20 protein-coding genes are annotated in these 26,374 nt (G+C 44.1%); 14 read left to right on the top strand and 6 right to left on the bottom strand.

What is annotated here, in order from left to right:
- Nucleotides 1-16: 16 nt before the first annotated feature.
- The 4 genes from HUJ22_RS09070 to HUJ22_RS09055 all read right to left on the bottom strand — a co-directional run bounded on the left by HUJ22_RS09070 (nt 17) and on the right by HUJ22_RS09055 (nt 2,559).
- Nucleotides 17-427: a hypothetical protein gene (locus HUJ22_RS09070; RefSeq protein ID WP_290876415.1), complete on the bottom strand. Its 411-nt coding sequence runs from the start codon at nt 425-427 to the stop codon at nt 17-19.
- Nucleotides 428-799: 372 nt separating this feature from the next.
- A complete protein-coding gene (locus HUJ22_RS09065; RefSeq protein ID WP_290876413.1) occupies nt 800-1,186 on the bottom strand; it encodes a hypothetical protein in 387 nt (128 codons plus the stop codon).
- 286 nt (nt 1,187-1,472) lie between these two features.
- Complete coding sequence (locus HUJ22_RS09060) at nt 1,473-1,937, bottom strand: helix-turn-helix transcriptional regulator (protein WP_290876412.1); 465 nt, start codon at nt 1,935-1,937, stop codon at nt 1,473-1,475.
- Nucleotides 1,938-2,004: 67 nt separating this feature from the next.
- Entirely contained in the window at nt 2,005-2,559 is a 555-nt protein-coding gene (locus HUJ22_RS09055) for a hypothetical protein (protein WP_290876410.1), read from the bottom strand.
- 353 nt (nt 2,560-2,912) lie between these two features.
- Here HUJ22_RS09055 and hppD point away from each other — a divergent pair, with 353 nt between their 5' ends.
- From hppD to HUJ22_RS09020, 7 genes are all read left to right on the top strand, one after another.
- Nucleotides 2,913-4,049 carry a 4-hydroxyphenylpyruvate dioxygenase gene (gene hppD / locus HUJ22_RS09050; RefSeq protein WP_290876408.1) on the top strand — a complete coding sequence of 379 codons (1,137 nt, stop codon included), beginning with the start codon at nt 2,913-2,915 and terminating at the stop codon, nt 4,047-4,049.
- Between the two features lie 73 nt (nt 4,050-4,122).
- Nucleotides 4,123-5,277 (top strand): homogentisate 1,2-dioxygenase, encoded by a 1,155-nt coding sequence (locus HUJ22_RS09045; RefSeq protein ID WP_290876406.1) that lies wholly within the window; start codon nt 4,123-4,125, stop codon nt 5,275-5,277.
- A gap of 129 nt (nt 5,278-5,406) precedes the next feature.
- The gene (locus HUJ22_RS09040) at nt 5,407-7,203 is read left to right on the top strand and encodes a PDZ domain-containing protein (RefSeq protein ID WP_290876404.1); all 1,797 of its coding nucleotides are present in this window, start codon (nt 5,407-5,409) and stop codon (nt 7,201-7,203) included.
- A gap of 185 nt (nt 7,204-7,388) precedes the next feature.
- Complete coding sequence (locus tag HUJ22_RS09035) at nt 7,389-8,111, top strand: DUF305 domain-containing protein (protein WP_290876402.1); 723 nt, start codon at nt 7,389-7,391, stop codon at nt 8,109-8,111.
- Between the two features lie 71 nt (nt 8,112-8,182).
- Nucleotides 8,183-10,204: a hypothetical protein gene (locus tag HUJ22_RS09030; RefSeq protein ID WP_290876400.1), complete on the top strand. Its 2,022-nt coding sequence runs from the start codon at nt 8,183-8,185 to the stop codon at nt 10,202-10,204.
- 148 nt (nt 10,205-10,352) lie between these two features.
- Nucleotides 10,353-11,699, top strand: coding sequence for a M24 family metallopeptidase (locus HUJ22_RS09025; RefSeq protein ID WP_290876399.1), 1,347 nt, complete (start codon nt 10,353-10,355; stop codon nt 11,697-11,699).
- 365 nt (nt 11,700-12,064) lie between these two features.
- The gene (locus tag HUJ22_RS09020) at nt 12,065-13,711 is read left to right on the top strand and encodes a class I adenylate-forming enzyme family protein (protein ID WP_290876397.1); all 1,647 of its coding nucleotides are present in this window, start codon (nt 12,065-12,067) and stop codon (nt 13,709-13,711) included.
- Between the two features lie 451 nt (nt 13,712-14,162).
- Here the strand turns inward: HUJ22_RS09020 and HUJ22_RS09015 are convergent, their stop codons facing one another.
- Nucleotides 14,163-14,363, bottom strand: a complete 201-nt coding sequence (locus tag HUJ22_RS09015) for a dodecin family protein (protein WP_290876395.1) — start codon at nt 14,361-14,363, stop codon at nt 14,163-14,165.
- A gap of 301 nt (nt 14,364-14,664) precedes the next feature.
- Between HUJ22_RS09015 and HUJ22_RS09010 the strand changes: the two genes are divergently transcribed.
- From HUJ22_RS09010 to HUJ22_RS08990, 5 genes are all read left to right on the top strand, one after another.
- The gene (locus HUJ22_RS09010; protein WP_290876393.1) at nt 14,665-15,123 is read left to right on the top strand and encodes a VOC family protein; all 459 of its coding nucleotides are present in this window, start codon (nt 14,665-14,667) and stop codon (nt 15,121-15,123) included.
- A 62-nt stretch (nt 15,124-15,185) separates the two neighbouring features.
- Nucleotides 15,186-16,670 (top strand): aminotransferase class V-fold PLP-dependent enzyme, encoded by a 1,485-nt coding sequence (locus HUJ22_RS09005; protein WP_290876392.1) that lies wholly within the window; start codon nt 15,186-15,188, stop codon nt 16,668-16,670.
- 400 nt (nt 16,671-17,070) lie between these two features.
- On the top strand, nt 17,071-18,159 hold the full coding sequence (locus tag HUJ22_RS09000) for a hypothetical protein (RefSeq protein WP_290876390.1): 1,089 nt from the start codon (nt 17,071-17,073) through the stop codon (nt 18,157-18,159).
- The gene (locus tag HUJ22_RS08995) at nt 18,152-19,156 is read left to right on the top strand and encodes a hypothetical protein (protein WP_290876388.1); all 1,005 of its coding nucleotides are present in this window, start codon (nt 18,152-18,154) and stop codon (nt 19,154-19,156) included. The genes HUJ22_RS09000 and HUJ22_RS08995 overlap by 8 nt, the downstream gene beginning before the upstream one ends.
- Before the next feature lie 195 nt (nt 19,157-19,351).
- A complete protein-coding gene (locus HUJ22_RS08990; protein WP_290876386.1) occupies nt 19,352-21,082 on the top strand; it encodes a sensor histidine kinase in 1,731 nt (576 codons plus the stop codon).
- Between the two features lie 484 nt (nt 21,083-21,566).
- Here the strand turns inward: HUJ22_RS08990 and HUJ22_RS08985 are convergent, their stop codons facing one another.
- A complete protein-coding gene (locus HUJ22_RS08985) occupies nt 21,567-21,932 on the bottom strand; it encodes a hotdog fold thioesterase (protein WP_366871029.1) in 366 nt (121 codons plus the stop codon).
- A gap of 220 nt (nt 21,933-22,152) precedes the next feature.
- On the opposite strand from HUJ22_RS08985, the gene HUJ22_RS08980 reads away from it, so the two are divergent.
- Entirely contained in the window at nt 22,153-23,940 is a 1,788-nt protein-coding gene (locus HUJ22_RS08980; RefSeq protein ID WP_290876383.1) for a long-chain fatty acid--CoA ligase, read from the top strand.
- A 92-nt stretch (nt 23,941-24,032) separates the two neighbouring features.
- Nucleotides 24,033-26,372, top strand: coding sequence for a 3-hydroxyacyl-CoA dehydrogenase/enoyl-CoA hydratase family protein (locus HUJ22_RS08975; protein WP_290876381.1), 2,340 nt, complete (start codon nt 24,033-24,035; stop codon nt 26,370-26,372).
- Nucleotides 26,373-26,374 lie beyond the last annotated feature (2 nt).

Genomic DNA, 26,374 nt, shown 5'->3' with positions numbered 1-26,374 from the left:
TGTGATCATATTCGCATTAAAGTCTAAGTATATGAACAAAGTATTTTAAAAGAGCAAAATAGCCCACCAAAAGAACTGTAACTTTTATTGAAAAGAAAAATAATGCAGGCCAATTTAAGTACTTACTTGCATTAACTTCTTTCTCTGAAATTCTCTCTTCTTTGAGAAGTTCAAATTTAGCTTCATGGTGTCTATGAAAACTCCCCCAAATTAGAGTAGCAGTAATATACTGTAACAGATCACAAGTTAATGAAAGTACAAATGCTATCATTGGAAAAATCAATTCATCAGGAATAGCAATTTTAGATTCTTCGCTGATTCTGAATATCCAAATTATTCCTAAGCCAACAAATGATAACTGTCTTGAAATATCACTGGTTTTACCCGAATAATAATAATAAGATTCTCTGGCATCTTTTATTTTCATTAACGTTTCTTGTTGTCACTCTTGAGTGGATTATTGGTAATTCTTGGTCCAGTACTATCTGTCTTTTTGTTAATCTTTTTATCAGTAGCCCCTTTAACACTTCTTTTATTTGCCGACCCTGCTGATTTGTTTGTATCCCTATTATGCTTTTTTGCCATAACTATTTAAAAATTTAATGTTTGTATTATTCCTCTATGACTAATTACTTCAAGAATATAATCTAGAAAGGTAATGACAGCAAAAAAAATGTGACCATCACTGTGCTCTGCTCTGAAATACCCCACCTAAAACTAAACCCATATCAACCATCTTGACCAACCTTCAGCAACCAACAGAGCCCTGCCGATGGTTTCAATCTGGCAAGACGGCTGCTTAGTTCTCACTCAAAAAACTTAATTTCTTTTCAAAGTTTTGGTATGGGCGAAATAGTATCTCTATTTGCACCCCATCCGTCTCTCCTTTATATAATTTTTCTTTATCCTCTTCTGTTTTTGGAACGGCAATCAATTGAAAGAAACCGATGCCCTCAACCTCCAAACCTTCTTCCAATGTAAGTGTAGTTAGAAGGTATTCCCTGAGAGTCGTTAAAATTTTATGTGCCTTCTCAAAACTAATGGGCAAGCTTCTTGAAAAAATTTCTGCGACTTCATTGATCTCCAGATGGTGAAATTCCCTGTTTTCCAAATAAGTAGGCTGGTCGTGGCTTGTTTCACCTTTTTTATTGTTGACAAGTTCTATAACAAGAATAGGTTCTGACATAGCTTTGGTTTTTTGTTAAGGTGTATCTGGTAAGAGCAGTTTCAGAGCCATTCCTTACAAAAAAAATTTGTCCTCGTCACAGCGCTCCGCTCCGTAATGCCCACAGAGGCCCTGCCTCAAACTAAATTCATACGCCCATTAGCTCAACCTCTGGCAACTACCAACGCCCACCGGTTTCCAGGAGGGGTGGTTTCGTAGCCCCCGGGCTGCGTCCGGTTTGGCATCCCAAGCCTAATTCTAAATCCCAACGGACTTGCCCGCTCCCCCTGGCCGGGCGAGATGAAATTCACGCGTATGCAAAATCATCATTTTTCTGATTTAAAAACGAAGGAGGTTCTTCAATTTCAGCTTTAAACCGCACCCCTAACAGCTCCAGAAGTCGCTGGGCTTTCTCTACTGTGATACCGTGATATTCATTATTTTCATCCCGGGAAACCTGGGCTTCGGAAACACCTGTTTTTTTTGCGAATTCCTTTTGTGATAGTCCTGCCGCAATCCGAATGCCAATCAACCAGCGCCCGATGTTGTTAAAATCCATCAGCACACCCAAATTCCCACGTTTCATTTGCTCATAGGTTTCCACCTCTTCCTTAAGCTGTTCATGAAAAGATATAAGAGGTTGCATAAGCCGGTCCAATTCCTCGCCCGTATGCCCCAGTTCTATAAAGTGCTCCCGCTGGACATTCAGGATCTTTTCCTCTTCTTCTAACTTCTCAATCGCTTTTTTGTATTCTTTATCTGTTCTAATCATAAGATGTCCGTTTTTTAGGGCTGACCCTGCCCTGAGTGATTAATTAACTCTTAATATCTGATTAACATTATTGTATTACTTTTATGATACCTTTTTGTTTGCCGGAAGCCCGGTGTTTCCTGAAAGCTGCCGGAAATACTTGCTGGTTACCATGTTTGTCAGTTATACCGCTGGGTTGTCCAAAGTGAGGATATAGTTCTATCCGGTACTTATGCCACATGGGTAATTGTTTTTTAGTAAATCCACTATAGCTTTTACGGTCTTTTGAGTTCCACGTCCATATCTTATGGGGATCTATAAGGTTTAGCTGTCTTTGAATATGGCCACTGGCAAATTCTGACAAATCACATTCAAAATACCCGTCAATATCATTGGGTCGGGGTTTTGCTTCTACAAATGAACCATCTAAATAAATGTCAGTAATACCAATTTGCCATAATTGTTTGACTAACATTTCAGCTTGGTTAACTAACCAAGATCTCCATGATTTATCCCAATTTGGAATTTCCGGTTTCGCTGGGCCTGAAACTAATATTGATTTGCGTAATTGCCTGAAGGTTAACTCATAGTCTCCCGGTGGCAATAATCCGTTATTTGTAAATTTCAGACCCTTTTCACTCATGTGGGTAAGTTAACAATAATGTTGATAACTTCAATAATTAACATATAAGTTAATCGTTAAATTTCCTAATGAATTTAAACTTACCTTCGTTCCCAACGCCCCCGTTAGGAATGCCCCGCCGGACCACCCAGCCCGAGTGAGCAGCAAAGGGATAGCCACTTTGCCAAACAAATAGCCCCCCGTAAAATCCCACAAACGATCAACCCCATCTCCGGTTCCGGGGAAAAACTCAAATGCGCTGTCGGCTGTATTTTTTGAAATGTGTTGGGATACCGGGGTTTACTCTATGGAAGCGCTTTTTTATTTTGTATTTTCAAGAGTGAAAAGAAAAAGCTAATAAAAAAGTGTGCATAATGGCTGAATTAGAAAACACCCTCGAGCGACCCGTAGAAGAAAAATTTGATGATCATCTTGGCTTGCAGGATGTGGATTATGTGGAGCACTATGTGAGTAACGCCAAGCAAGCGGCTCATTTCTATATGACGACCTTCGGTTTTCAGATGAAGGCCTATTCCGGATTGGAAACAGGAGTGCGCGACCGGGCTTCTTATTACCTGGAACAGGGAAATATCCGTTTTGTGCTTTCCGCACCGCTGAACAGTGATTCCCCCATAGCCAAATTTGTACATAAGCATGGAGATGGTGTAAAAGATATTGCCATGCACGTGGAAGATGTAGACCGGGCCTATCATGAATCGGTGAAAAGGGGAGCCGAGTCTGTTCTTGAACCTCATGATTTAAAGGATGAGCACGGTACCATCCGCAAGGCAGCTATCAAAACCTACGGAGATGTCATTCATTCCTTTATCGATCGCTCTGAGTACGATGGGGTGTTTATGCCGGGATTTCAGCCGAAAGAAAGTTTGGTAAAATCTGAGCCGGTGGGCGTTGAGTTTGTGGATCATTGTGTGGGCAATGTGGAATTGGGCAGGATGAACGATTGGGTGGATTTCTACCGGGATGTCCTCGGTTTCACCCAATACATCATCTTTGACGACAAAGATATTTCCACCGAATATTCGGCCCTGATGAGCCGGGTGATGGCCGGCGGCCGCGGAATGATCAAGTTCCCGATCAACGAACCCGCTGAAGGCAAGAAGAAATCCCAGATCGAAGAATACCTCGATTTCTTTGAAGGCCCGGGCGTACAGCATGTAGCGCTGTTAACCGGGGATATCATTGATACGGTAACCAAACTCCGGGACCGGGGCGTTGATTTCCTGAAAGTGCCAACGGTGTATTATGAAGAACTGGAAGGCCGGGTAGGCAAAATCGATGAACCTATTGATAAATTAGAAGAACTCGGAATTTTGGTGGATCGCGACGATGAAGGCTATTTATTGCAGATTTTCACAAAGCCTGTAGTTGACCGGCCGACCCTGTTTTTTGAGATTATTCAGCGCAAAGGCGCCCGTGGTTTCGGTAAAGGAAATTTCAAAGCCCTGTTTGAAGCCATCGAGCGCGAACAAGATCTTAGAGGTAATTTGTAATTATAAATTGGAGTTGATGAATGTTGAATTGAGAGCAATAAACATTCATCAATCATAAATCAAAAATGTAGCCATGTATTACCACGCATTAGGGAAGATCCCGCATAAACGTCATACCGTATTTCGTCGTGAAGATGGAGAATTATATACCGAAGAGCTATTCGGAGCGGAGGGGTTTCATGGCAACAGTTCGCTGCTTTATCACCATCATATGCCAACGCGCGTTGTGAAGGTAGAAGAGGGAGCAGAAATTTCCCTCAAAAAAGCGGATGAAAAAATGTTGCGACACCGGCTGTTGAAAACCAAGGACGTTCCGGCCGGAGGCGATCCCGTCACGGGGCGCAAAGTGCTAATGTTCAATAATGACATCCAAATTGGTGTGGCCCGGCCAACCGATAACATGGATTATTTCTACAGAAACGGCGAACATGACGAATTGATCTTTATTCACGAAGGTGAAGGACATATTCAATCCGTGTTCGGGCGACTGGATTTTGGCTGGGGTGATTATATATTCCTGCCCCGGGGCACCACTTATCAAATGAATTTTGAGACGGATGAGAACCGCTTTTTGCTGGCCGAATCCACCGGCCCCATCGACTTCCCCAAACGGTATTTATCCGACATGGGTCAGTTCATGGAGAATTCGCCGTTTTGTGAAAGGGATTTCAGGTTGCCTTCCGAACAACTGTTTTTCCCGGAAGAAGGTGAATTCGAAGTACGCATTAAAAAAGGAGGGCGGTTCCATCATTATAGTTTTGATCACCATCCTTGTGATGTAGTCGGATGGGATGGGTACCTTTATCCATGGATTTTCAACATCAGAGATTTTGAACCGATCACCGGCCGCATCCATCAGCCGCCGCCGGTACATCAAACTTTCCGGGGACATAATTATGTGGTGTGCAGTTTCTGTCCGCGTAAATTCGATTATCACCCCGAATCCATCCCGGCGCCGTACAACCACTCCAACGTAGATTCCGATGAGATGATCTATTATGTGGAAGGGGATTTTATGAGTCGTGAGGGAATTGATTATGCCGATATCACCCTGCACCCCGGCGGCATCCCCCACGGACCGCAACCCGGCAAAGCCGAAGCCAGCATTGGAGCAGAAGAAACCGATGAATATGCGGTCATGATCGATACCTTCCACCCCATGTACGTCACCGAAGAAGCCATGCGGTTGGATGATCCGAGTTATCCTTATTCATGGCTGGAAGATTAGGTGTAAGAAGCAAGGCTCAAGGCGCAAGTTTGGCTTCCATTTAAACTTGCGCCTTATACCTAAAATCTTGAACCTTATTTCATTCCTCTCCATATTCCCGCCATTCAATTCTAATCTCAAAATTTCGTCATGAGACAAGTCCTAATAACATTCACTCTATCACTCCTCACTTTATCACTTTCTGCGCAGACTACAACTACCTACGAAATCTCTTTCGAAAACGCCGTTCATCACGAAGCTGAAATATCGGTGACTTACACCAATTTGGATGATAAGGTACTTGAAGTTCGAATGAGCCGGACTTCTCCCGGCAGATATGCCCTGCATGAATTTGCCAAGAATGTATATGGGGTGAAAGCGACCGATAGTCAGGGGAATGAGTTGGAGGTTACCCGTCCGAATCCACACCAGTGGAACATCAGCGGACATGACGGAACCGTGAAATTTGAGTACACCTTGTTTGCCAATCGCGGAGATGGGACTTATTCACAGGTGGATGAAACCCATGCCCATCTCAATATGCCGGCCACTTTTGCCTGGGCCCGAAATTACGGTCATCGTCCGATTGAGATCACTTTTAATGTACGCGAAGACCTGAACTGGAAAGTCGCCACACAGCTCAAGCCGCTGGAGGGAACAACTTATTATGCTCCTGATCTGTACTACTTTTTAGACAGTCCTGTAGAAATCGCTGATTTCCATGAGCGGCAGGAAGCCATTGACGGACAGCTCATTAAAATGGCGCTCCATAAACCGGCGACTGATGAAGAAGTAGATGAGTACTTTGGAAAAGTGTTGGCTATTGTAAATGCACAGGTGAATGTTTTTGGGGAACTACCCAAGTTGGATTATGGCGAATACGTATTCCTAAACTGTTTTATGCCCAATGCCAGCGGAGATGGGATGGAACATCGAAACTCAACCATCGTTACGAATTCGAAACCACTGGACGAGCCATTAGGTGAAACCAGTATTGGAACCATTTCGCATGAGTTTGTGCATACCTGGAATGTGGAGCGTATCCGCCCGGCCAGCCTGGAGCCCTTCAATTTTGAGGAAGCCAATATGAGCGGGGAGCTATGGTTTGCTGAAGGCTTCACCAGCTATTATACCGGTCTGATTTTAGCCCGGGCAGGCATTCAAACCGAGAAAGAATATGTGGAAGGGTTAGCCGGGGGAATCAATTATGTATTTAACCATCCCGGGCGTCAATTTTTTAATCCGATTGAAATGAGCTATCAGGCTCCATTTGTCGATGCCGCCCGTTCTGTTGATCCCGTAAACCGTGAAAACACTTTTATTTCCTATTACACTTACGGCAGTGTGTTGGGCTTAGCCCTCGACCTTTCTCTTCGAAATATGGATGATGGCAAAAACCTGGATGATTTCATGAAGCTTGTCTGGCAAAATTTTGGTAAGCCCGAAATCCCCTATACCGTCCGTGATATTCAAGCCGCACTTGCTGAATATGCAGGCGATGAATTTTCTTCAAACTTTTTCACAAAATACATTTATGACAGCCAAATGCCGGATTATGAGTCGCTGATGGCAAGTGTTGGAGTGAATTTCGGAAAAGCCAATCCCGGCAAAGCAAGCTTGGGAACCAACATCAGGATTGAGGATGGAGTTGGAATTTTGAGATCAAATGCCATAAAAGGTTCTCCAATTTATGAAGCCGGAATTAGCGGGACGGATGAAATTATTTCCGTAGCGGGGACATCTTTAAACGGGGTGTATGATATGAATAAAGTTTTGGCGGATTATGAACCGGGAGATGAAATTGAAATTGTTTATAAGCGGTGGGGCGAAAGAAAAACAGCAACCGTTACTTTGGAAGAGGATAAAAGTTACAAAACGGAGTTGGCTGAAAAGATCAACAGAAAAGTAAGGGAGAGAAGGTCAGGTTGGTTAAAAACAACCCAATAATATTTTTAAGCTTTCCATAAGAGGCAATATCCGAATGTTTTGGTACCCTTGTAGGCTTCGCTAAAATTGGCAGTCAATTTTTTATAGATTTCTCCGTTAAATTTGAGAATGGTATTTCACTTTTAATGATCTTATTATAAGGCTGCCTTTTTTAAAAGGAGAGACTCTACAAATAATAAAAAGTTATGGATACAGTAAATTTCGGAAGTAATTGGTTATCGTCTGTTTTTAAAATTACGTGCATAATAGTTTTAGTTTCGGGGCTGTCTGCTTGCAAATCTTCGGAATCGGTTTCCGGTCAAACGGCTGCCGGTGATAATGCAAGATCTGATGAGGAGTTGGAAGAATTATATTGGGCTCGACAGGATAGTGCCCGTATGAACTTCACCGAAGCGGATACCGAATTTATGACCGGAATGATTGCTCATCATGCTCAGGCACTGATCATGTCACGTTTGGCCCCTGAAAATGGAGCAAGCCCACAAATTCAAACTTTGGCTGCACGGATTATTAATGCTCAGAAAGACGAAATTAAATCTATGCAAACGTGGCTGAAAGATCGGGGACAACCCGTTCCGGAAGTACATATTGAAGGGCTTAAGTTGATGATTCACGGTTTGGGGGATGATCACATGAAAATGGATCATACCAATATGGCGGGGATGTTATCGCCGGCTCAGCTCAAAGAATTATCGGAAGCCAAAGGGGAAGACTTTGACCGGCTTTTTCTGAAGTATATGATAGGTCATCATAAAGGAGCGGTAACGATGGTGGATAAGCTTTTTAAAACGGATGGAGCCGCTCAAGATGAAGGGGCATTCAGGCTGGCTACAGATATTCAGGTTGACCAAAAAACTGAAATTGCCCGCATGCAGCTGATGCTGGATGAAATAACAGCTTCCAAATAAAGTTACTAACAAAACTCATTTATTCTCGAATAAATATTTTTCGCTAACAAAAACACAGACTAAGAAATCGTATGATAAAATCAGATACTATAAACAGTCCGTCAAAAATGATGGGCTCATTCAAAGTGATATTTATGCTGGTTCTAGCGGTGGTAATTGGTGCTTACGGATGTTCATCATCTTCTATGATGGATAATTCTTCCGCCCCAACCACCCCTGAAATAGAACCTAAACCTATGACGGCGGTAAACCCGCCAAGCCCGGATCCTCGTGTAGGATTGAAAGCCGGATTGTTTGATGCAGAAGAAGCTGCATGGAATTTAACCATGATTTCCCAAACACCTCCTCCGGAGGATTTTGTAGGGGTAACAAACTCTGACCTTGCCTTTAAGGATAATTATGTTTTTCAAGGAAACTACAACGGGGTAATAGTTTGGGATATTTCTAATCCACAGGCTCCTGAGCTGGTTGTTGATTATTTATGTCCGGCTTCACAAAGTGATGTATCGGTCTATGGAAATCTCCTGTTCGTATCCGGTGAAGGATTTGGAGGCCGACTTGATTGCGGAACGGAGGGAGTTCAAACAGCAGTAAGTCAGGAACGTCTTCGAGGGATTCGAATTTTTGACATCACTAATGTTGAAGAGCCAAAGTATGTATCTAATGTTCAAACTTGCCGCGGTTCGCACACGCATTCTGTTTTGAAAGACCCGAAAGATGATGAAAACGTGTATATATATGTATCAGGATCTGCGCCTGTACGTCCTGAAGAGGAGCTTCCGGGGTGTGTGAACGCCTTGCCGGAAGAAGACCCGAATTCTGCTTTATTCCGGATTGAGGTCATAAAAGTGCCCCTGGATAATCCGCAGGAAGCGGCTATTGTGAATTCACCGCGTATTTTTGAAGACCTAACCGCCCCTCCAACCCACGGATTAGCTCCTGCTGACTTAGCCCGCGTTCGTGAAGCTGAAGAGCAAGGTGCATTTGTGGTAGAAATTGGAGGCACTCCCCGCATACTTCCTGATCGGTTCGTATCTCAATTAATGGGTAACGTAATGGAACAACGCGGAAATGATACCGGAGAGCCTACCGCAGCAGACAGTGCCGCTTTAAGGGAACAACTTCCGGACATGATTGCCCAGATGTTTGGCGGTAACGATGATGGAGAACAGCGCGGGCCAACCCAATGCCACGATATTACCTTATACCCTGAAATAGGCCTTGCCGGCGGTGCTTGCGAGGGTTATGGATTGCTATTGGACATCTCTGATCCTGTAAATCCTAAACGTGTTGATGCGGTAGCTGATTCTAACTTCTCCTACTGGCACTCTGCTACTTTCAGTAATGATGGAAAGAAGGTGTTGTTTACGGATGAGTGGGGCGGTGGCGGACAGCCTAAGTGTCGCGAAACCGATCCTTACGAATGGGGTGCGAATGCTTTGTTTACTATCAATGAGAATAAAAAGATGGAATTTGAGAGTTATTACAAAATGCCTGCCCCGCAGACAACCGAAGAAAACTGTGTGGCGCATAATGGTTCTTTGATTCCTGTTCCGGGACGTGAAATTATGGTTCAGTCCTGGTATCAGGGCGGAATTTCCGTGTTTGACTGGACTGATGCTGCCAATCCCGTTGAGATTGCATACCATGATCGTGGCCCTGTTGATTCAACTCGTATGGCGAGTGGCGGAAGCTGGTCGGTGTATTGGTACAATGGCGTAATTGTGAATTCAGAAATTGCCCGCGGTATGGATATTTTTAAATTGGAGCCGAACCCGTATATCACCCAAAATGAAATTGATGCAGCCAATACTGTCAAGCTGGATTACTTGAATGCTCAGGGACAGCCAATGTTCGAATGGCCTACCACTTTTGCTCTGGCAAAAGCATATGTAGATCAGCTCGACAGGAATGATGGATTAAGTGATGCCGACCTTGCTTCTTTGCGCGCAGGTATCAGTGATGCTGAGGATGGCAATACGAATGTGTTGAATGAACTAGCCGGAACGATTGAAGCTAAAGCCGGTTCTTCTTCACAATCGGAGAAAGTCCGTACCTTGGCTCAAACGCTGAGAGATCTGGCATCCATGTAAAAGTATTCGAACAATCTGATCTAATTTAAATCCTGCCCGGTTATTCGGGGCAGGATTTTTTTTGTCTATGCTTTATCCATAAGCTCTTGCACCTCTGAAGATTCCTAATCATATTCATGACCAAAATTTGAATACATACTCAGTTCGCATGAAAAAATTTATACTTCTCCCTCTATTACTTTTATTAGCACATACCCAGAGTTTTGGGCAAAGTTATCCGCATATTCTTCCCTTGAAAGAACGTGCAGCAGTGATTGATGATCTTCTCAAAGACAAGATTGAGAATGTACTCCCTGATCTAATGGAGCGCACCGGGATCGATATGTGGGTTGTGGTTTCCCGGGAGTATAATGAAGACCCGGTCATAGAGACCTTGCTGCCTGCAACATGGCATACTGCTCGCAGGCGCACGATCTTGGTAATGCATCATCTTGGAAACGGGAATGTGGAAACACTGGCCGTGGCTCGCTATGATGTGGGTGAAATGTTCAAGCGTGCATGGGAGCCGGAGGAAGAACCGGATCAATGGAAAAGATTAGCGGAAATAGTTGAAGAACGGGATCCGGAAAAAATTGGGATCAATATCTCTTCGATATGGGGACATGCAGACGGTTTGGTGGTTACCGATCATGAAGAAATGAAAGCAGCGCTCGGAACAAAGTACAGTAATCGTTTAGTATCGGCTGAAAAACTGGCTGTGGGCTGGCTTGAAACCCGTACTGAAAAAGAAATGCAGATCTACCCACAAATTGTCCGCATTGCCCATGAAATTATCGCAGAAGGATTTTCCGATCGGGTGATTCAACCCGGAGTAACGACTACCGAGGATGTAGTTTGGTGGTACAGGGAAAAGATCCGTGATTTAAAATTGATTACATGGTTTCATCCCAGCGTATCCATTCAGCGGGCTGATCCGGAATCTTTTGATCACCTGAGAACCTTTGACAGCCGGCCCGGGGAAAACGTAATTCAGCCCGGGGATTTACTTCATGTGGATTTCGGTATTAAGTATTTGCGCCTGAATACAGACACTCAACAGCATGCCTACGTGCTTCGCCCCGGAGAAACCGAAGTTCCTGAATACCTGAAACAAGCCTTTCGAAATGGAAATCGGCTTCAGGATATCTTTACCAATAATTTCAAGGAGGGCAGAACCGGGAATGAGGTGCTGAAAATGTCGCGGCAACAAGCCATTGATGAAGGCCTCAAGCCAAGCATCTATACCCATCCGATAGGTTATCATGGCCATGCGGCAGGAACTACATTGGGGATGTGGGATGCACAGGAAGGCGTGCCGGGAGACGGTGACTATCCCCTGCACTTGAATACCGCCTATTCCATTGAGCTTAATGCTGCAACTCATATTGAAGAATGGGGCAAGGAAATTCGCATTATGCTGGAAGAAGATGCCTTTTTTGACAGCACAGGCGTGTGGTACATCGATGGAAGACAACGAGAGATTATGACCATTCCCCGTACTCCTGCCAAACAATGATTTATTAACTTATCGGTCTTTTCCTGATTCACTCGTTCCCAACGTCCCCATTGGGAACGCCCGCCGGGACCTCCGGGTCCCCGTAGTTGAATTCTGTCTCCGCACCTATTGATTTGATGCAGCAAAAAAGCTATCCCGCCCCTGGCACCAACGCCCTCCGCCTCCCATTCGGTCGGCACCTCCCTCAAGGGAGGACTTCACTCTGAGGTAACGCTATTAAAACCCGTCATTACGAGCAGGAGAGAATTCGTCCATCGCAGTTCGGTCTATCGGTTAATCGCTAATCAATCATGTTAACCCAAAGGCTGCTCTTGCCTTTTTAACTTTCATCTGCTACCATTTGCACAAACGAAAAATGGAGTGCAATGGAATTACATACCTTAGACGATAAAATTGCCCATGCCCGGAGTATTACACATCCACTGCCGGATTTGAGGGATGATTTTGTCAGCTTGCTTAAGCGGGGCATAGGAAGTGATAAAACGTACCTGGTGTATCGGGATGAAAATCAGCAGCGTACGGAGATTTCCTATAGGGAGTTTTATGAACGGGTATTGAATACCGCCCGCTTTTTTCAGTCCAAAGGACTTCAGCACGGGGATAAAGTTGCCACTATATCTCACAACCACTGGCATACCGTGATACAGTATTTTGCGGCTTGGTTTTGCGGACTGGTGGTGGTGCCGGTTAATTTGGGGGAAGATGACAACCGCATTGCCTACATCCTGGAAAATGCAGAAGTGAAGCTGGCCTTGGTTCGCGAAGATTATGCCGAACGGGTGAAGACCATCATCAAAAAGGAAGACTCGTTGGCTGAGATAGAACTCGTGGTTTGTGGCGATTCCGTGGAAGCTTTTTCAAACAAAGAGGGAGAACTGAAGGAAGCTAAAATCAACATTGAATCGGAAGCGTTGATTGTGTTTACCTCGGGTACTACCGGGAAGCCCAAAGGGGTGGTATTAACGCAGCGGAATTTGCTGGAGGATGCTCGAACCATCAGTCAATGGCATAACATTGATGGTCAAACAAGAATGATGTGTGTATTGCCAATTCACCACGTTAACGGTACTGTGGTAACGATGATCACCCCATTCTTCGCGGGGGGATCTACGGTTTTAAATCAAAAATTCAGTCCCGGACACTTTTTTAGCGCTATCGAAGAAGAGCAGGTTCACATTGTAAGCGTAGTCCCGACATTACTGCAATATCTGACGAATTATTATGAAGGCAAAGAAGCTCCCAAATCCGCTCAATTCAGGCATATCATTTGTGGGGCTGGGCCGCTGACGGTAAAAGTAGCTCAGAACTTCGAGGAGAAATTTGATATCCCCATCATTCACGGATACGGACTTTCCGAAACCACCTGTTATTCCTGCTTTATTCCGGTGGATCAACCCAAAGAAGAGCACAACAAATGGATGCGTGATTTTGGATACCCAAGCATCGGTATCCCGGTTCCGGCCAACGAAATGGATATACAGGATGAAGAAGGACATTCGGTTCCGGAGGGAGAACGGGGCGAAATTGTGATCCGCGGGGTGAATGTGATGAAGGGCTACTTCAACAACCGTGAAGCCAATGAATCCGCATTCAAAAACGGGTGGTTCCGTAGCGGCGACGAAGGTTTTATCCAAAAAGACAGGGACGGAAACCCATACTTCTTCATTACGGGAAGGCTGAAAGAGCTCATTATCCGCGGGGGAATAAACCTGGCGCCCCTGGAAATAGATGAAGTGATCAACAAAGCCCCGGGCGTGAAAGCCGGGATAGCCGTGGGTTTCGAAAACGATTGGTATGGGGAAGAGGTGGGGGCGTATGTTCAGCTCAAAGAAGGAGCCGGTAAAGACGAACAAGCCATTCTGGATTATTGCCGGCAACATCTCCCGTTTTCCAAAGCCCCGAAAGTGGTGGTATTTGGAGATCAGCTGCCGGTAACCTCAACGGGGAAATACCAGCGGCTGAAGGTGGCGCACTTGTTTGAGGAGTGGAAAGAAGTTCAATTCAGGAAATGATTAATTTTAAATTACTCTGACCCTATCAATGTCTCTTTCCCTAACGCACTTTGTTGTGAGATTGGTAATTGTTTAAGCTATCTCGGCTTTTTAAGAAACCGTTACATATCAGCCGGTATGCGTCAAGGGAAAGAGGACGCCTTGGGGCAGTGGTGGCTATGAATGGTATTTGAGCTTTAGAGGGAGTCTTTTCGGAATGGAAGCTAAAATTAATCACCGAGCTTTTATTAGCGTCTACTTCCTTGGCGCGCCTGCGCGTTAGGGAAGGAACAAGGAAGGGTCCGCTGGCGGGGTGAGCTCCATTGCCCAAACCACCCTCAAAACCCTCTTCCCAATTACTTCCGGCGCAATAATGCATCACTGCCTGACTCAATATATGCCAATGTCATTCCCCTGGTACTCAGATGAACCCAATCCCGATTACGAATGGCAATCCGATTGCGTATTAAGATCAGTCATTCACCACAAAAGTCACTTTTGCATTGACTCTGTATTTCTTAATGCGATTATCTTCTACGATGGCCTGTATATTTTCACAGTTTATACTTCTGATATTTTGAACGGTTTTAGAAGCTTGACTTACGGCATTTTCCACGGCTTTTTCCATGGTATTTCCCTCAGCAATCACTTCAATAACTTTAGCTAAAGACATGATGGTTTGTTTTAGGTTAATGCTACAAACAGAAATGAACTTAATCTGTTTTTAAAAACAGTAATGAAAAGAGAGGCTTTATTATGTCCGTCATTTCCGCTTTTGGGTGTAAGAAAAAACCTTCCGCTTTTGGTCTTGTTGCAGACTAAGATATTTATCTCCGGGATTACCCCCCTGGTTTGTCGGAGTAGCACGAGGTCCGTGCTTTGATATTAATCCCTATTTCTTCATTTTATCCTCTTCATTCCGGGAATGCCGGACCCGAAATTCAATTGAAAATAACCTGATAAAGAATAAAACAATGACAAAAAACAGATTACTGAGAATGGACAATGTCGGCATCGTCGTAGAATCCCTGGATGATGCTATTTCGTTTTTCTCGGAGATTGGCTTAAAGCTGGAAGGCCGGGGAACCATAGAAGGAGAATGGGCCGGCCGGGTTACCGGACTCGGTTCTCAGTGTGTGGAGGTTGCCATGATGGTTACTCCGGATGGACACAGCCGGATCGAACTTTCAAAATTCATCACTCCCCCGGTCAAATCAGACCATCGGACTGCACCTGTAAATGCACTCGGTTATCTGCGTGCCATGTTCACCGTTGAAGACATTGACGAGATGGTATCCAGGCTGACCGGGAAGGGTGCACAACTCGTTGGAGAAATCGTTCAGTATGAGAACGCATATCGACTGTGCTATATCAGGGGAGTTGAGGGGCTTCTGATTGGACTGGCAGAAGAAATCAGTGATAAAGATAAATAGGTAAAAGCAACGCAAGACAAAAGCTGCCGACCGTTGTAACACATTCATAAAAGGATAAAACCATGTCAAAGATCAGAAAGTCATCCATTGAAATGGATAAGGAAGAATTCCGAAAAATCGGACATCAGCTCATCGATGATATTTCTGAGTTCATTCATTCAATTGATCAGAAGCCGGTTACTCCGAATGAAAGTCCGGGTCAGTTACAAGATATTTTAGGAAACTTCGAACTGCCTGAAACCGGAAAGCCCGCAGCGGAATTAATTTCTACTGCCACTGATTTATTGATCGACCATTCTTTGCTTAACGGACATCCTAAGTTTTTGGGATACATTACTTCTTCGGCGGCCCCCATTGGAGCATTAGCAGATTTACTGGCCGCTTCAGTCAACCCAAATGTGGGAGCCCATATCTTAAGTCCCATTGCCACTGAAATTGAAAAACAGACCGTCAGATGGCTTTGCGAATTTATCGGGGTCTCATCCGACTATGGCGGCATATTGGTCAGCGGAGGGAACATGGCCAATTTCACGGCATTCCTGGCAGCAAGAACGGCAAAGGCGCCAAAGAGTATTAAGGAAGAAGGGATTCAAAATTCCCCCCATCAATTAACGGTTTACTGTTCTCAAACCACCCATACCTGGATTGAAAAAGCCGCAATATTATTTGGTCTGGGTACGGATTCTATACGATGGATACCAACTGACGACTCCAACAAGATGGATAACCAGGCTCTGGAAGCGGCCATTAAAAAAGACCTGGATAATAAATGTATCCCGCTAATGGTCATCGGCACGGCCGGTGATGTGAGCACGGGCGTGGTGGATGATCTGAGTACAATCGCAGCGATTTGCAAAAAATATGATTTGTGGTTCCACATTGACGGGGCTTATGGGATGCCTGCAGCCATTATCCCAAAACTCAGGCCCGTGTTTGAAGGAATTAAAGAAGCAGATTCTATTGCCCTGGACCCGCATAAATGGCTATATGCCCCGCTGGAAGCCGGATGCACCTTAATCAAAAACCCTCAGCATTTACTCGACACCTATAGTTCACATCCCGAATATTATAACTTCAGCACCCATGCAAACGAGTTTGCCCAAAATTTTTATGAATACGGACTGCAAAACTCCCGCGGTTTCCGGGCGTTAAAAGTTTGGCTCTCATTACAGCAAGTCGGCCGAAGCGGGTATGAACAACTCATCAGTGAAGACATTGAACTCTCTGAAATGCTATTCGCCCTTGCGGAAAAACATCCCGAATTAGAAGCCGTTTCCCAAAATTTAAGCATTACGGCCTTCCGGTATGTCCCATTGGATCACCCCAAAAACGACGATTATCTGAATCAACTGAACAATGAACTTTTGAATGAACTGCAGGCCGGGGGAAAAGTTTTTCTGTCGAACGCCGTGGTGAAGGGAAATTATTGTTTGAGGGCCTGCATTGTGAATTTCAGAACATCTGAAAAGGATATTGCTGAAATCATTGAGACCGTGGTGCGAGAGGGAAGAAAAGCGCATCTGAAACGCTCCCGGACAGAGGAATAGCGGTTACCCTAACGCTACCCGACCCTCGTCACGGGGCTCCGCTCCGTGATGCCCCATAGAGGCTCTGCCTCAAACTAAGTCCATATCACCCAATAATGCATAACCAACACAGAATATCTACGTGAAAACTTCTTCATTGGATGTTCCGTGTTGGGTGTTGGATGTTCCCTTGCCCAACCCCCGGGATCGTTTCATAATCAAGGAAATCCCAAACCTGAAAATCGTGGTTCAGAACCGGTGATTGCAGAAACAGCCTCCAATCCACCTCATCCACGTTCCATTGCTTTTCGTGTTTTCGAGCTTTCGTGGCAAAAAAATTAATTTTTTTTGTAAGGAATTGCTTTGAAATCACTCTTACCTATACAAGTGAAGCAATGATCAAAAAATAAATCGGGGAAAAATGAAACACAATCTATTCTTAGTGCATGGAATGGGGGTTCATGAGACAGATTCATGGGCTGACGATGTCAAAAATAAAATTAAAGAAGTAGCCGGCAGGTACGCGTTCTTTGAAGGCCTTGACCTTGAGGAACGCATCAATTTCCTGCCCATCAGTTACGACCAAAAGCTAAATGAACTCCTGCAGCTCTGGAAAGAACATGCTTCCGACATGAGTGCCTTTCTTGAAAGCCAAGAACTTGATCCCGGGCTTAGCATACCTGAAATACTGAATGTATTTGAGAATGCAGATGAGAATAAAAAGAAATTCTTCTGGACGCATATCGCCGACGTATTAATTTACCGCTTCTTTGTAACCTATCGGGCAAGTATCCGCACGCATGTAACCGAGCAGTTTATCTCAAAGATCAACTGGATTAAAGACAACAATCCGGATCATCAGTCAAGTACGGTGATTGCACACAGCCTGGGGACTATTGTCACCCATGATGCTCTCCACATGTTAGGGAGCAACCTTTATACGGATGCGGTATTTGAACCCGCAGACTGGACCTTTCAGCGAATTTTAACCCTGGCAAATGTCAGCCGGGTCATGAAGTCTGATTTCGATCCATATAGTTCCATTATACGTCCTGCCAGCGCAGGGAGCCCGGCCTATTTTAAATCATTTGTCAACGTAAGGCATAAGTTCGACCCGTTTCTTATGCCTTTTCCTTTTGCTCCCACAAACTGGGGAAATAAATATGCTTCATTGGAACTCAATCATTTCCACGAGTGGAATATTCATTCTTTTGAACATTACCTGGATCATCCCAAAGTGCATATCCCTTTATTTAGAAGCATCATATCAAGCGATTGTATTTCAGATGCCGAGATACAGGAAGCGTATTCAAGCTACGATAGCACCACACAGTTCGGAGGGAAGTTAAAATGCATCGGGGAAGCAAAAGAAGTCATTGAAAATGAATTAATACCGTTGGTACAGGGTATTGATGAGCAATCCGGCTTGTTGGATTGCATTCCGGTACTGATGGAAAGCTATTCTATCTATGAAAAAATTAAAGAAATCTCGGAGGGTTGTAATGCATAAAAGAATACGGTTAAAACTGCTTTCACTGCTTTTTATCATGTTCGTGTCGGGGCTCCAACCCGGTATCCATGCACAAAATGATCCATATGAAAACAATTATGATTTTGACGAAAAGGACTCCCGCCATTTTGAACAGGTGGAGGACCGGTATCATAATTATTTTGTAGAAGGAGAGTATGAATTAATCCTGGAATCCTTGTTACTGGATTTTTTAGATCAGGACAGCCTGTGGGCTGAGGATAAAGTGCTGGACGAAAAGAGGAAGTTCATTACAGCTGTCACAGCATTTATCAATACTTATAAAAAAGTTAAGAAAGGGGGCATCGATGCTGATCAAATTGATAATAATTTTGCGGACATAGAACAGTATGATGCTTTCTTTGGTACTCCCCTGAGTTATTTTTCATCGGACCCGGAATTAAAAATCACCATCACCCCCGACAGCCTGGATTCCCTGCACGTTATTGATTTACGGTATCGCATTCATGCCATCCAAAGAATTGCGGATCGAATGACCAATGATGACCGTATAGAAGCAGAGCGCACACTGAATGAACTGAACGAACAGTGGGATAATTTTCATTTTAAAGGCAAATCACAGTATCCGTGGGAGTTTTTAGTCAACAGCTGGCTGCTTAGGGAAAAGGGGGCACTCACCGAACCGCCCAAATCACAACTTGTTTTACTGCACCCAAATATTTCATTTGAGCTGGACACCGGGGACTTGGATGCCCTTAAGTCATATCAGGTCTTTAACGTCGAGGTATTGGGCGTTGCCTGGGGTTTTAATAATTATACAAGCAGTTTAGGAATTTCCGGGGCGGTCAGCTTTAGCAATCAATTCGGGAACGGGTATGGCGGAATGCTTAGCTGGAATAATTTTCAGCTGGGTGCGTTGTACCACAATAGCATCAAACGAGTAAACCTTTTGGTAACCATGGACTTGCTTAAACTCATTCAAAACGGTGAAAAGCAATGGGAATCATTGCGTGAATAACTTATGCTTGTTCCAAATCCAATTCCCAAAGTGCAATGAATATTGATTGGGAGCGTTAAGTGGCTTACTCATTTAACATTCTATTGTTAAAAAATAATTCTGTTAAAGATTACTTTCTTTAACATAAATATAGTGTAACATATTAACGCCTGAGTTCTCTTAAGCTTAATTGGCTTTAATTATAAATAAAAATTCATGGCTTTTGGAATAAACCGGATCACCAGGTACCTGACCTTAGGAGTTGTGGTAATTTCCGCACTTGTTATGGGGTTTATTCTTTATGAGCTTGGGGGAACCAAACAGTATTTTGCCAATCAGTTAATTGAACAATCTTCAAAGCGTGTTGAAAGCGAACTGGATCAATTTTTCCTACCTGTTAAAAACATTATAAATACGTTGAAGCAGCAGCAAGAAATGCAGCTCTTGCAAAACCCCACTTCCGCTTCACTCAACCGTTATTTTATTCCGGTTATCAATCAGCACCCGCAAATTTCTTCCATAGGGATTGCTGACAGCCGGGGTAAGGAATTAAATATATTACCGGATTCAATTGCGGGAAGCTGGCTAAACAGGGAAGTATATGTAGATGAATGGGGGATGACTGAAAGATGGAGGCGGTTGGCCTTTGATGAGGCGCTTATCCCCGTTGAATCATGGACTCAAGATTTGAAAACGGACCCCAGGAATCGTGAGTGGTTTACCGGGGCATTGAGGGAGAATGGAGAATTTATCCACTGGACAGACCCCTATACTTATATGACCGGTGAACTTGGCCTTACTGCCTCCGTAACATGGAAATCATCTCAAAATGATACACTTCAGCACATATTGGCACTGGATTTGACCCTTGAAGATATTTCAAAATTCTCGCAGAATTTAAGCCTGACTGAGAATAATCAGCTTTTCATCATAACAAAACAAAGCAAAAAAATCATCGGCCTGCCCGGAAATTATAAAAATGTGTCTTCTAAAGAATTAGCAGGGAAGATATTATCAACTCCGAAAGAATTCGGAAGCCCTGCATTGGTTGAATTGCTTAATTATCCTAATGATGAAATCGTTTCTTTTAAAGCCCAAAACCAAAAATGGTGGGGGATCGTAAAAACCTATTCTATTACTCCAAATAAAGAATTTCTGATTGCGGTACTGATACCCGAGAGCGATTTTTTGCAAGAAATTGACAGGACTAATAATGCCGTGATTGCCGGTTTTTTTGTAATCCTTTTTCTTTCTTCCCTGCTTGTTTTTAGTAACAATAAATTAAGAAACCTTAGTCAAGAGCTTAATGAGAAAAACAATCTCATTACCGGTCAAAAAGAACGATTGTTTGCAGAAGTACATCACCGGGTGAAAAATAATCTGGCAGTAATGGGCGCATTGATTGAACTTGAAAATATGGAGAGTAATGATCCATCCGTGAAACAGGTGCTTACGCAAACCCAGCGAAGGATAAAATCTATGGCTACGGTTCAGGAAGTTTTATACAAGTCTGATGATATGAGACGGGTATGGATACATGATTTTATCCCGGGCATCCTGAACCTCAGTAAAAAAGATTTTAGCGAGCTCGATATTGAAATAAATCAGGAAATCAATCCCATTCTTATCAATGTAAACCAGGCACTAACTTATGGATTGCTGCTTAATGAATGTATGAACAGTATTTTTAAGTTTGGTTTTAAGCTAAGGAGGGAGATACAAGTTCGGGTATATGAAAACGAGAATTCCATCACTACGGAAATTAAAGTTAATTCTGAAGTTGATAATCTTCAGAAGAATCAAGGCGTGGGCAGGCAATTAATCGAGGTGCTTTTAGCTCAATTGAAAGCCAACCTCAAGGTAGCATCTGAAGACGGCCATACGTTATACCTTATTATATTTGAGCCAAAGGATAAGAAAGGAATAATGAGTAACCTGAGTTATTAATCCTTCACTTCATCTCATGCACGTCATGCTCGCACCGGAGAATGCTGCCTAAGGAGGATGAATTTAGCCGGCAGCCATGAAATGGAGATCCTTCCTCATTCGCTTCGTATGCACTTCGCTCTCTCGTCAGGATGACCGTGCCGGTTGTTAACAACGAATAAGCCGCCGCTGGCGGCTTAAGATTGTTTACGCGTCCTGTTTGTCATGCTGAACGGAGACAACCGACAGGGAGGCGAAGTGAAGCATCTCCCATTTAGGGCAAACAAAAAAATCATCCATCGCAGATCGGTCCATCGATCTGTCGCAAATCAGTTCATACAGAATTACGAATAAGGATGGCCCGATAGACTGATTTGCGAATGAAGTCTCACTAAGAACCGCGGACACCCCCACTCCAGCAAATCCCGGTTCAGAATGTTAAATGCCAAATGAAAAAGCCATTTAACATTCAAAATTCAACATTTCCAATTCCCAATTTCCAAAATCACCTTCCCACCACCGCCAGCGTGCACCTTGAAGTGCAAACCAGTTTATCCTGTTCATCGCGGAGCTCACACTCCCAAACCTGTATCTTCCGGCCCACGTGCACCGGTTTGGCCGTTCCCGTCACCTCTCCGCCCATCCGTACCGCTCGGATATGATTGGCATTAATTTCAACGCCCACCACCGTTTTATCCGTTTCATCCAGCTGAAACCAGCCGCCCACGGAACATAAGGTCTCCGCCAAAGCGACCGACGCCCCGCCGTGCAGAACGCCAAAAGGCTGTACCGTGTTTTCATTAACCGGCATGGAGGCCACCAGTTTGTCGGAACCAACGTGGTTAAATTCGATACCAAGAGCATGTCCCATATGTTTATGCTCGAAATTGAAGAAGATTTCGGCTTTTTGTTTGAGGGAGTCTTCTATAAACATAAAACTTGAATTTGATTAACGGCGTTAAGTTATTAAAATAAAGGTGTGGAATCGCTTTTAAATATACGGGGAATTTGTTATTAGTTAATGGTTATTAGCGTTCAGCTATAAGTACCCGATAACCATTAACTAATAACCCTTAACCAATAAACAGATCATGAAATACGAACCAACCACTATTTTATCGATTGTTGCTAAAGGCCGGGAAAAAAATAAAACCGGGATTTTTTCTGCGGTCAAAAGAAATGGAGAATGGATTGAAACTACCATAGAAGATTTTGAGCAAATGGTACATGACCTGGCCCTGGGGCTTTATGAGTTGGGCGTGAGAAGAGGAGATAAGGTATCACTGCATGCCGAAAACTCCACCGAGTGGCTGGTGATTGATCAGGCGGTGCTTTCTCTGGGAGCCGTGGTGGTGCCGATTTATACAACCCAGCCCGGCGAGCAGATTAAGTATATCCTGGAAAATTCGGAGTCCAAGGTGCACTTTGTCTCTGATGATGAGGTGTTTGCTGAAACCAAACCACTCATTAAAGGCGTGGAAAATGTAAAGGCGGTGATTTCCATTCTCGGTACAGACCATAAAAAATTATACGATTTTGATGACATCCTGGAAATGGGGCACAAGCGCAATGAGGAAGAACCGAATCTCTTTGAAAAATTGAGAAGCGAGGTAGCCCCGGATGACCTCGCTACGCTGATTTATACCTCAGGGACAACCGGAGTACCTAAAGGGGTGATGCTGACGCATAATAACATTGCCGGAAATGCCCTGGCATCCCATGAAATATTTCCTTTTGACCCGAAAGATTTTGATGAACCTAAAGTAATTTCCTACCTGCCGCTGGCGCACATGTTTGAACGAACCGCTTCATATATCTATGCTTATGCGGGGGTGCCTCCGTATTACATAGAAGAAGTAGATGAGATTCGGGACGACTTTGCAACTGTTAAGCCCATTTATATGGTAACGGTGCCGAGGTTGTTGGAAAAGATTGTGACCGGTATCAAAGTGAAGGGACAGGAAATGAGCGGGCTGAAGAAGCAGCTTTATTATTGGGCGGTGAATTTAGCCGAAGAATATGACCCCGAGAATCCCCCGGCAAAGTGGAAATGGAAAATTGCGGATAAGCTGGTATATGCCAAAATCCGGGAATTATTTGGCGGACGGATGGTAGGATTTAATGTGGGGGGAGCCGCCCTGTCGCCTAACATTGCCCGGTTTATAAATGGCATCGGAATTTATTGCGGATTGGGTTATGGGCTGACCGAAACTTCCCCGGTACTGACCGGGCCCCCAAAAGGAGAATTGAGGATCGGTTCTTCCGGAAAACCACTGGTGGATGTGGAAATTAAGATTGCTGAAGATGGTGAGATTTTGGCCCGGGGCCCAAACATCATGAAGGGATATTACAAAATGCCGGAGAAAACGGAAGAGGCGATCGATGACGACGGATGGTTTTATACCGGGGATATCGGTCATTTGGATGAAGATGGATGGTTGTTCGTGACTGACCGGAAAAAGTCACTGTTTAAGCTTTCCACCGGGAAATATGTAGCCCCTCAACCCATCGAGAATGCACTGGTAAACAGCGGATTTATTGAACAGGCGGTAGTGGTTGGAAGTGAACATAAATTCTGCGGAGCGCTGATTGTGCCTAATTGGGAAAACATGAAGAAACGGTTTGAAACCAAGGGCCATAAATTTCCGGAAGAAAACTTCACCGAAAATGAATATGTGATAAAACGAATTCAGAAAGAAGTGGATAAGGTGAATGAAAATCTTTCCAAGTGGGAAAAGGTGAAAAAATTCAAACTTCTTGAAGACCTATTTACGATTGATGCCGGAGAAATCACTCCAACCCTCAAAGTGAAACGCAATGTCATCAACGAGAAATACAAAGAACAGATTGATGGGATATATGCGGATGAGGAATCATAGGTAACTCTTTGCAGTTAAAAAATAAACTACAGGGACATTAAGTGCGCAAAGAATAAATAAGTGAAGAGGAATTTTTAAAAGAGATCATTATTATGAAAAAATATTCGATCAGGAAAGTTGCAGTTTTAGGTTCGGGAGTGATGGGAAGTCAGATTGCGGCCCATTGTATAAATGCCGGGCTGGATGTGGTCATGTTGGATTTGAAAAGCGATGACCCCAACCGTCCCAATAAAACGGCAGAAGAGAGCCTTCAAAAAGCTTCCAGGATGAAACCGGCTCCTTTTGGATTGCCCGAATTTGCCAAACGTGTAGAAACCGGAAACTTCGAGGATGATTTCGACAAGCTTAAAGAGGCCGACTGGATTTGCGAAGTGATCATCGAAAAAATGGACATCAAAAAAGAGATGATGTCGCGTATTGAAGAGATTCGGAAGCCGGAAACTATCGTCAGTTCCAACACTTCCGGGTTACCGATTGGGGAAATCAGCGAAGATTGCACCGAAGATTTTAAAGCTCATTTTTTGGGAACGCATTTCTTTAATCCGCCCAGGTACATGAAATTGCTTGAGGTGATTCCAACCGGCCATACTTCAGATGATGTAACCGAATACATGCATCGTTTTTGTGAAAAAATACTTGGTAAGGGAGTTGTGATTTGTAAAGACACTCCGAACTTCATTGCTAACCGCGTTGGGATTTTTTCCATCGCTAATATTATGCCCTACTTTTTCAATAAAGATTTTAGGGCTGAGGAGATCGACCTGCTCACCGGAACGCTTACGGGCTATTCCAAAGCTGCTACCTTTCGCACCGCAGATATGGCCGGGCTGGATGTAACGAATCATGTAGCCAAGAACTTATACCCTTCTATTCCTGATGATGAGATGAGGGGTACTTTTAAGCTCCCGGAAAAATTTCAGAAAATGGTAGATGAAGGGAAGATCGGTAATAAGGCCGGTAAAGGGTTTTACTCCAAACAAAAAGGCGAATATCTGGTCATAAACCCTGAAACGCTGGAGTATGAATCGCAGCAGGAGCTGGAAGATCCGGTGCTGGAAGAAGCAAATCGAATTAAGGATACAGCAGAACGACTGAAGTTCCTGGTGAACTCGGAGGATAAAATTGGCGATTTCCTGTGGAATGTTCACCGTGATCTATTGCTTTATGCCGCGAATCGTATCCCCGAAATAACCGATTCCCCCCTCTCCATAGACCGCGCCATGCAATGGGGGTTCAACTGGCAGTTGGGCCCATTCCAGCGATGGGATGCCTTGGGAATACAAGATGTAGTGGACCGGCTCAAAAAAGAAAACCGGGACATTCCACCGCTTATCACGGAATTGCTGGATGCCGGCTTTACCTCCTTCTATAAGGATGGAAAAGTTTATGATCCTCAAACCCAATCAATGGCAGAGATACCGCCGGAAGCTCAGGGTGAAATAAAAGTACAGCAGCTTCGGAAATCAAAAGCTCCGGTCATGGAAAATGACAGTGCGGCACTGCATGATATGGGAGATGGAGTGGCACTCTTTGAATTTAAAACCAGGAATGCTACGCTGGGTGCTGAGCTGGTACAGTCTCTGTATAAATCATTGGATTTAGTGAAACAGGATTTTGAGGCATTGGTAATCAGTCATGATGGCGATAATTTTGCCTTTGGAGCCAATTTGAAAGAAGCTTTGACCGCCAAACAAAAGGGGGATTGGGAGAGCGTGGTTGAAGCGGTAAATAGTTTCCAGGAAACGGCAGTTGCCCTGCGATATGCTCCGTTTCCGGTAGTTTCCGCTCCGTTTGGAAAAACTTTGGGCGGAGGCGTTGAGTTTTGTTTGTATTCCGACAAAGTAATCGCCCATCATGAGTTATATATGGGGTTGGTTGAAGTGGGAGTTGGGTTGATTCCGGCAGGGGGCGGAACCACAGAACTGCTTCGGCGGGCAATGGATAAGCTGGAAGGAGAAGCCGACCCGTTGCCGTTCATTCGGGAAGTATTTAAAACAATCGGAATGGCGAAGATTTCTGAAAGTGCACATTTAGCAAAGGATTTGGGCTATCTGAGAGACTCTGACACTATCGTTATGAATCGTGACCTGCTGATCAAAACCGCGAAACAAGAAGCATTGAATCTGCTTCAGGCCGGATACCGATCACCTGCGGATACGCCGGTCAAAGTACTGGGTAAAACAGCCCTTGCTGCCATGAAATTGATGCTCCATGTAATGCATGAAGGGAAGTTCATTACAGATTATGACAAAGTCGTAGCTGAGCGTGTTGCTTATGTATTGGCCGGTGGAGATTTGAGTGAAGAGCAGGAAGTCCCGGAATCTTATTTACTGAAATTGGAAAGGGATGCCATTCTTGAATGCCTTCAGGATGACCGGACATTGGCCCGGATGGAGCACATGCTGAAGAAGGGAAAACCTTTAAGAAATTAAAA

Origin of the sequence: Gracilimonas sp. (assembly GCF_014762685.1) — a bacterium.
In the GTDB taxonomy this organism is placed as follows: Bacteria; Bacteroidota; Rhodothermia; order Balneolales; family Balneolaceae; genus Gracilimonas.
Note: the sequence above shows the minus strand (reverse complement) of the source record. Positions and strands in the feature narration are given on the sequence as shown.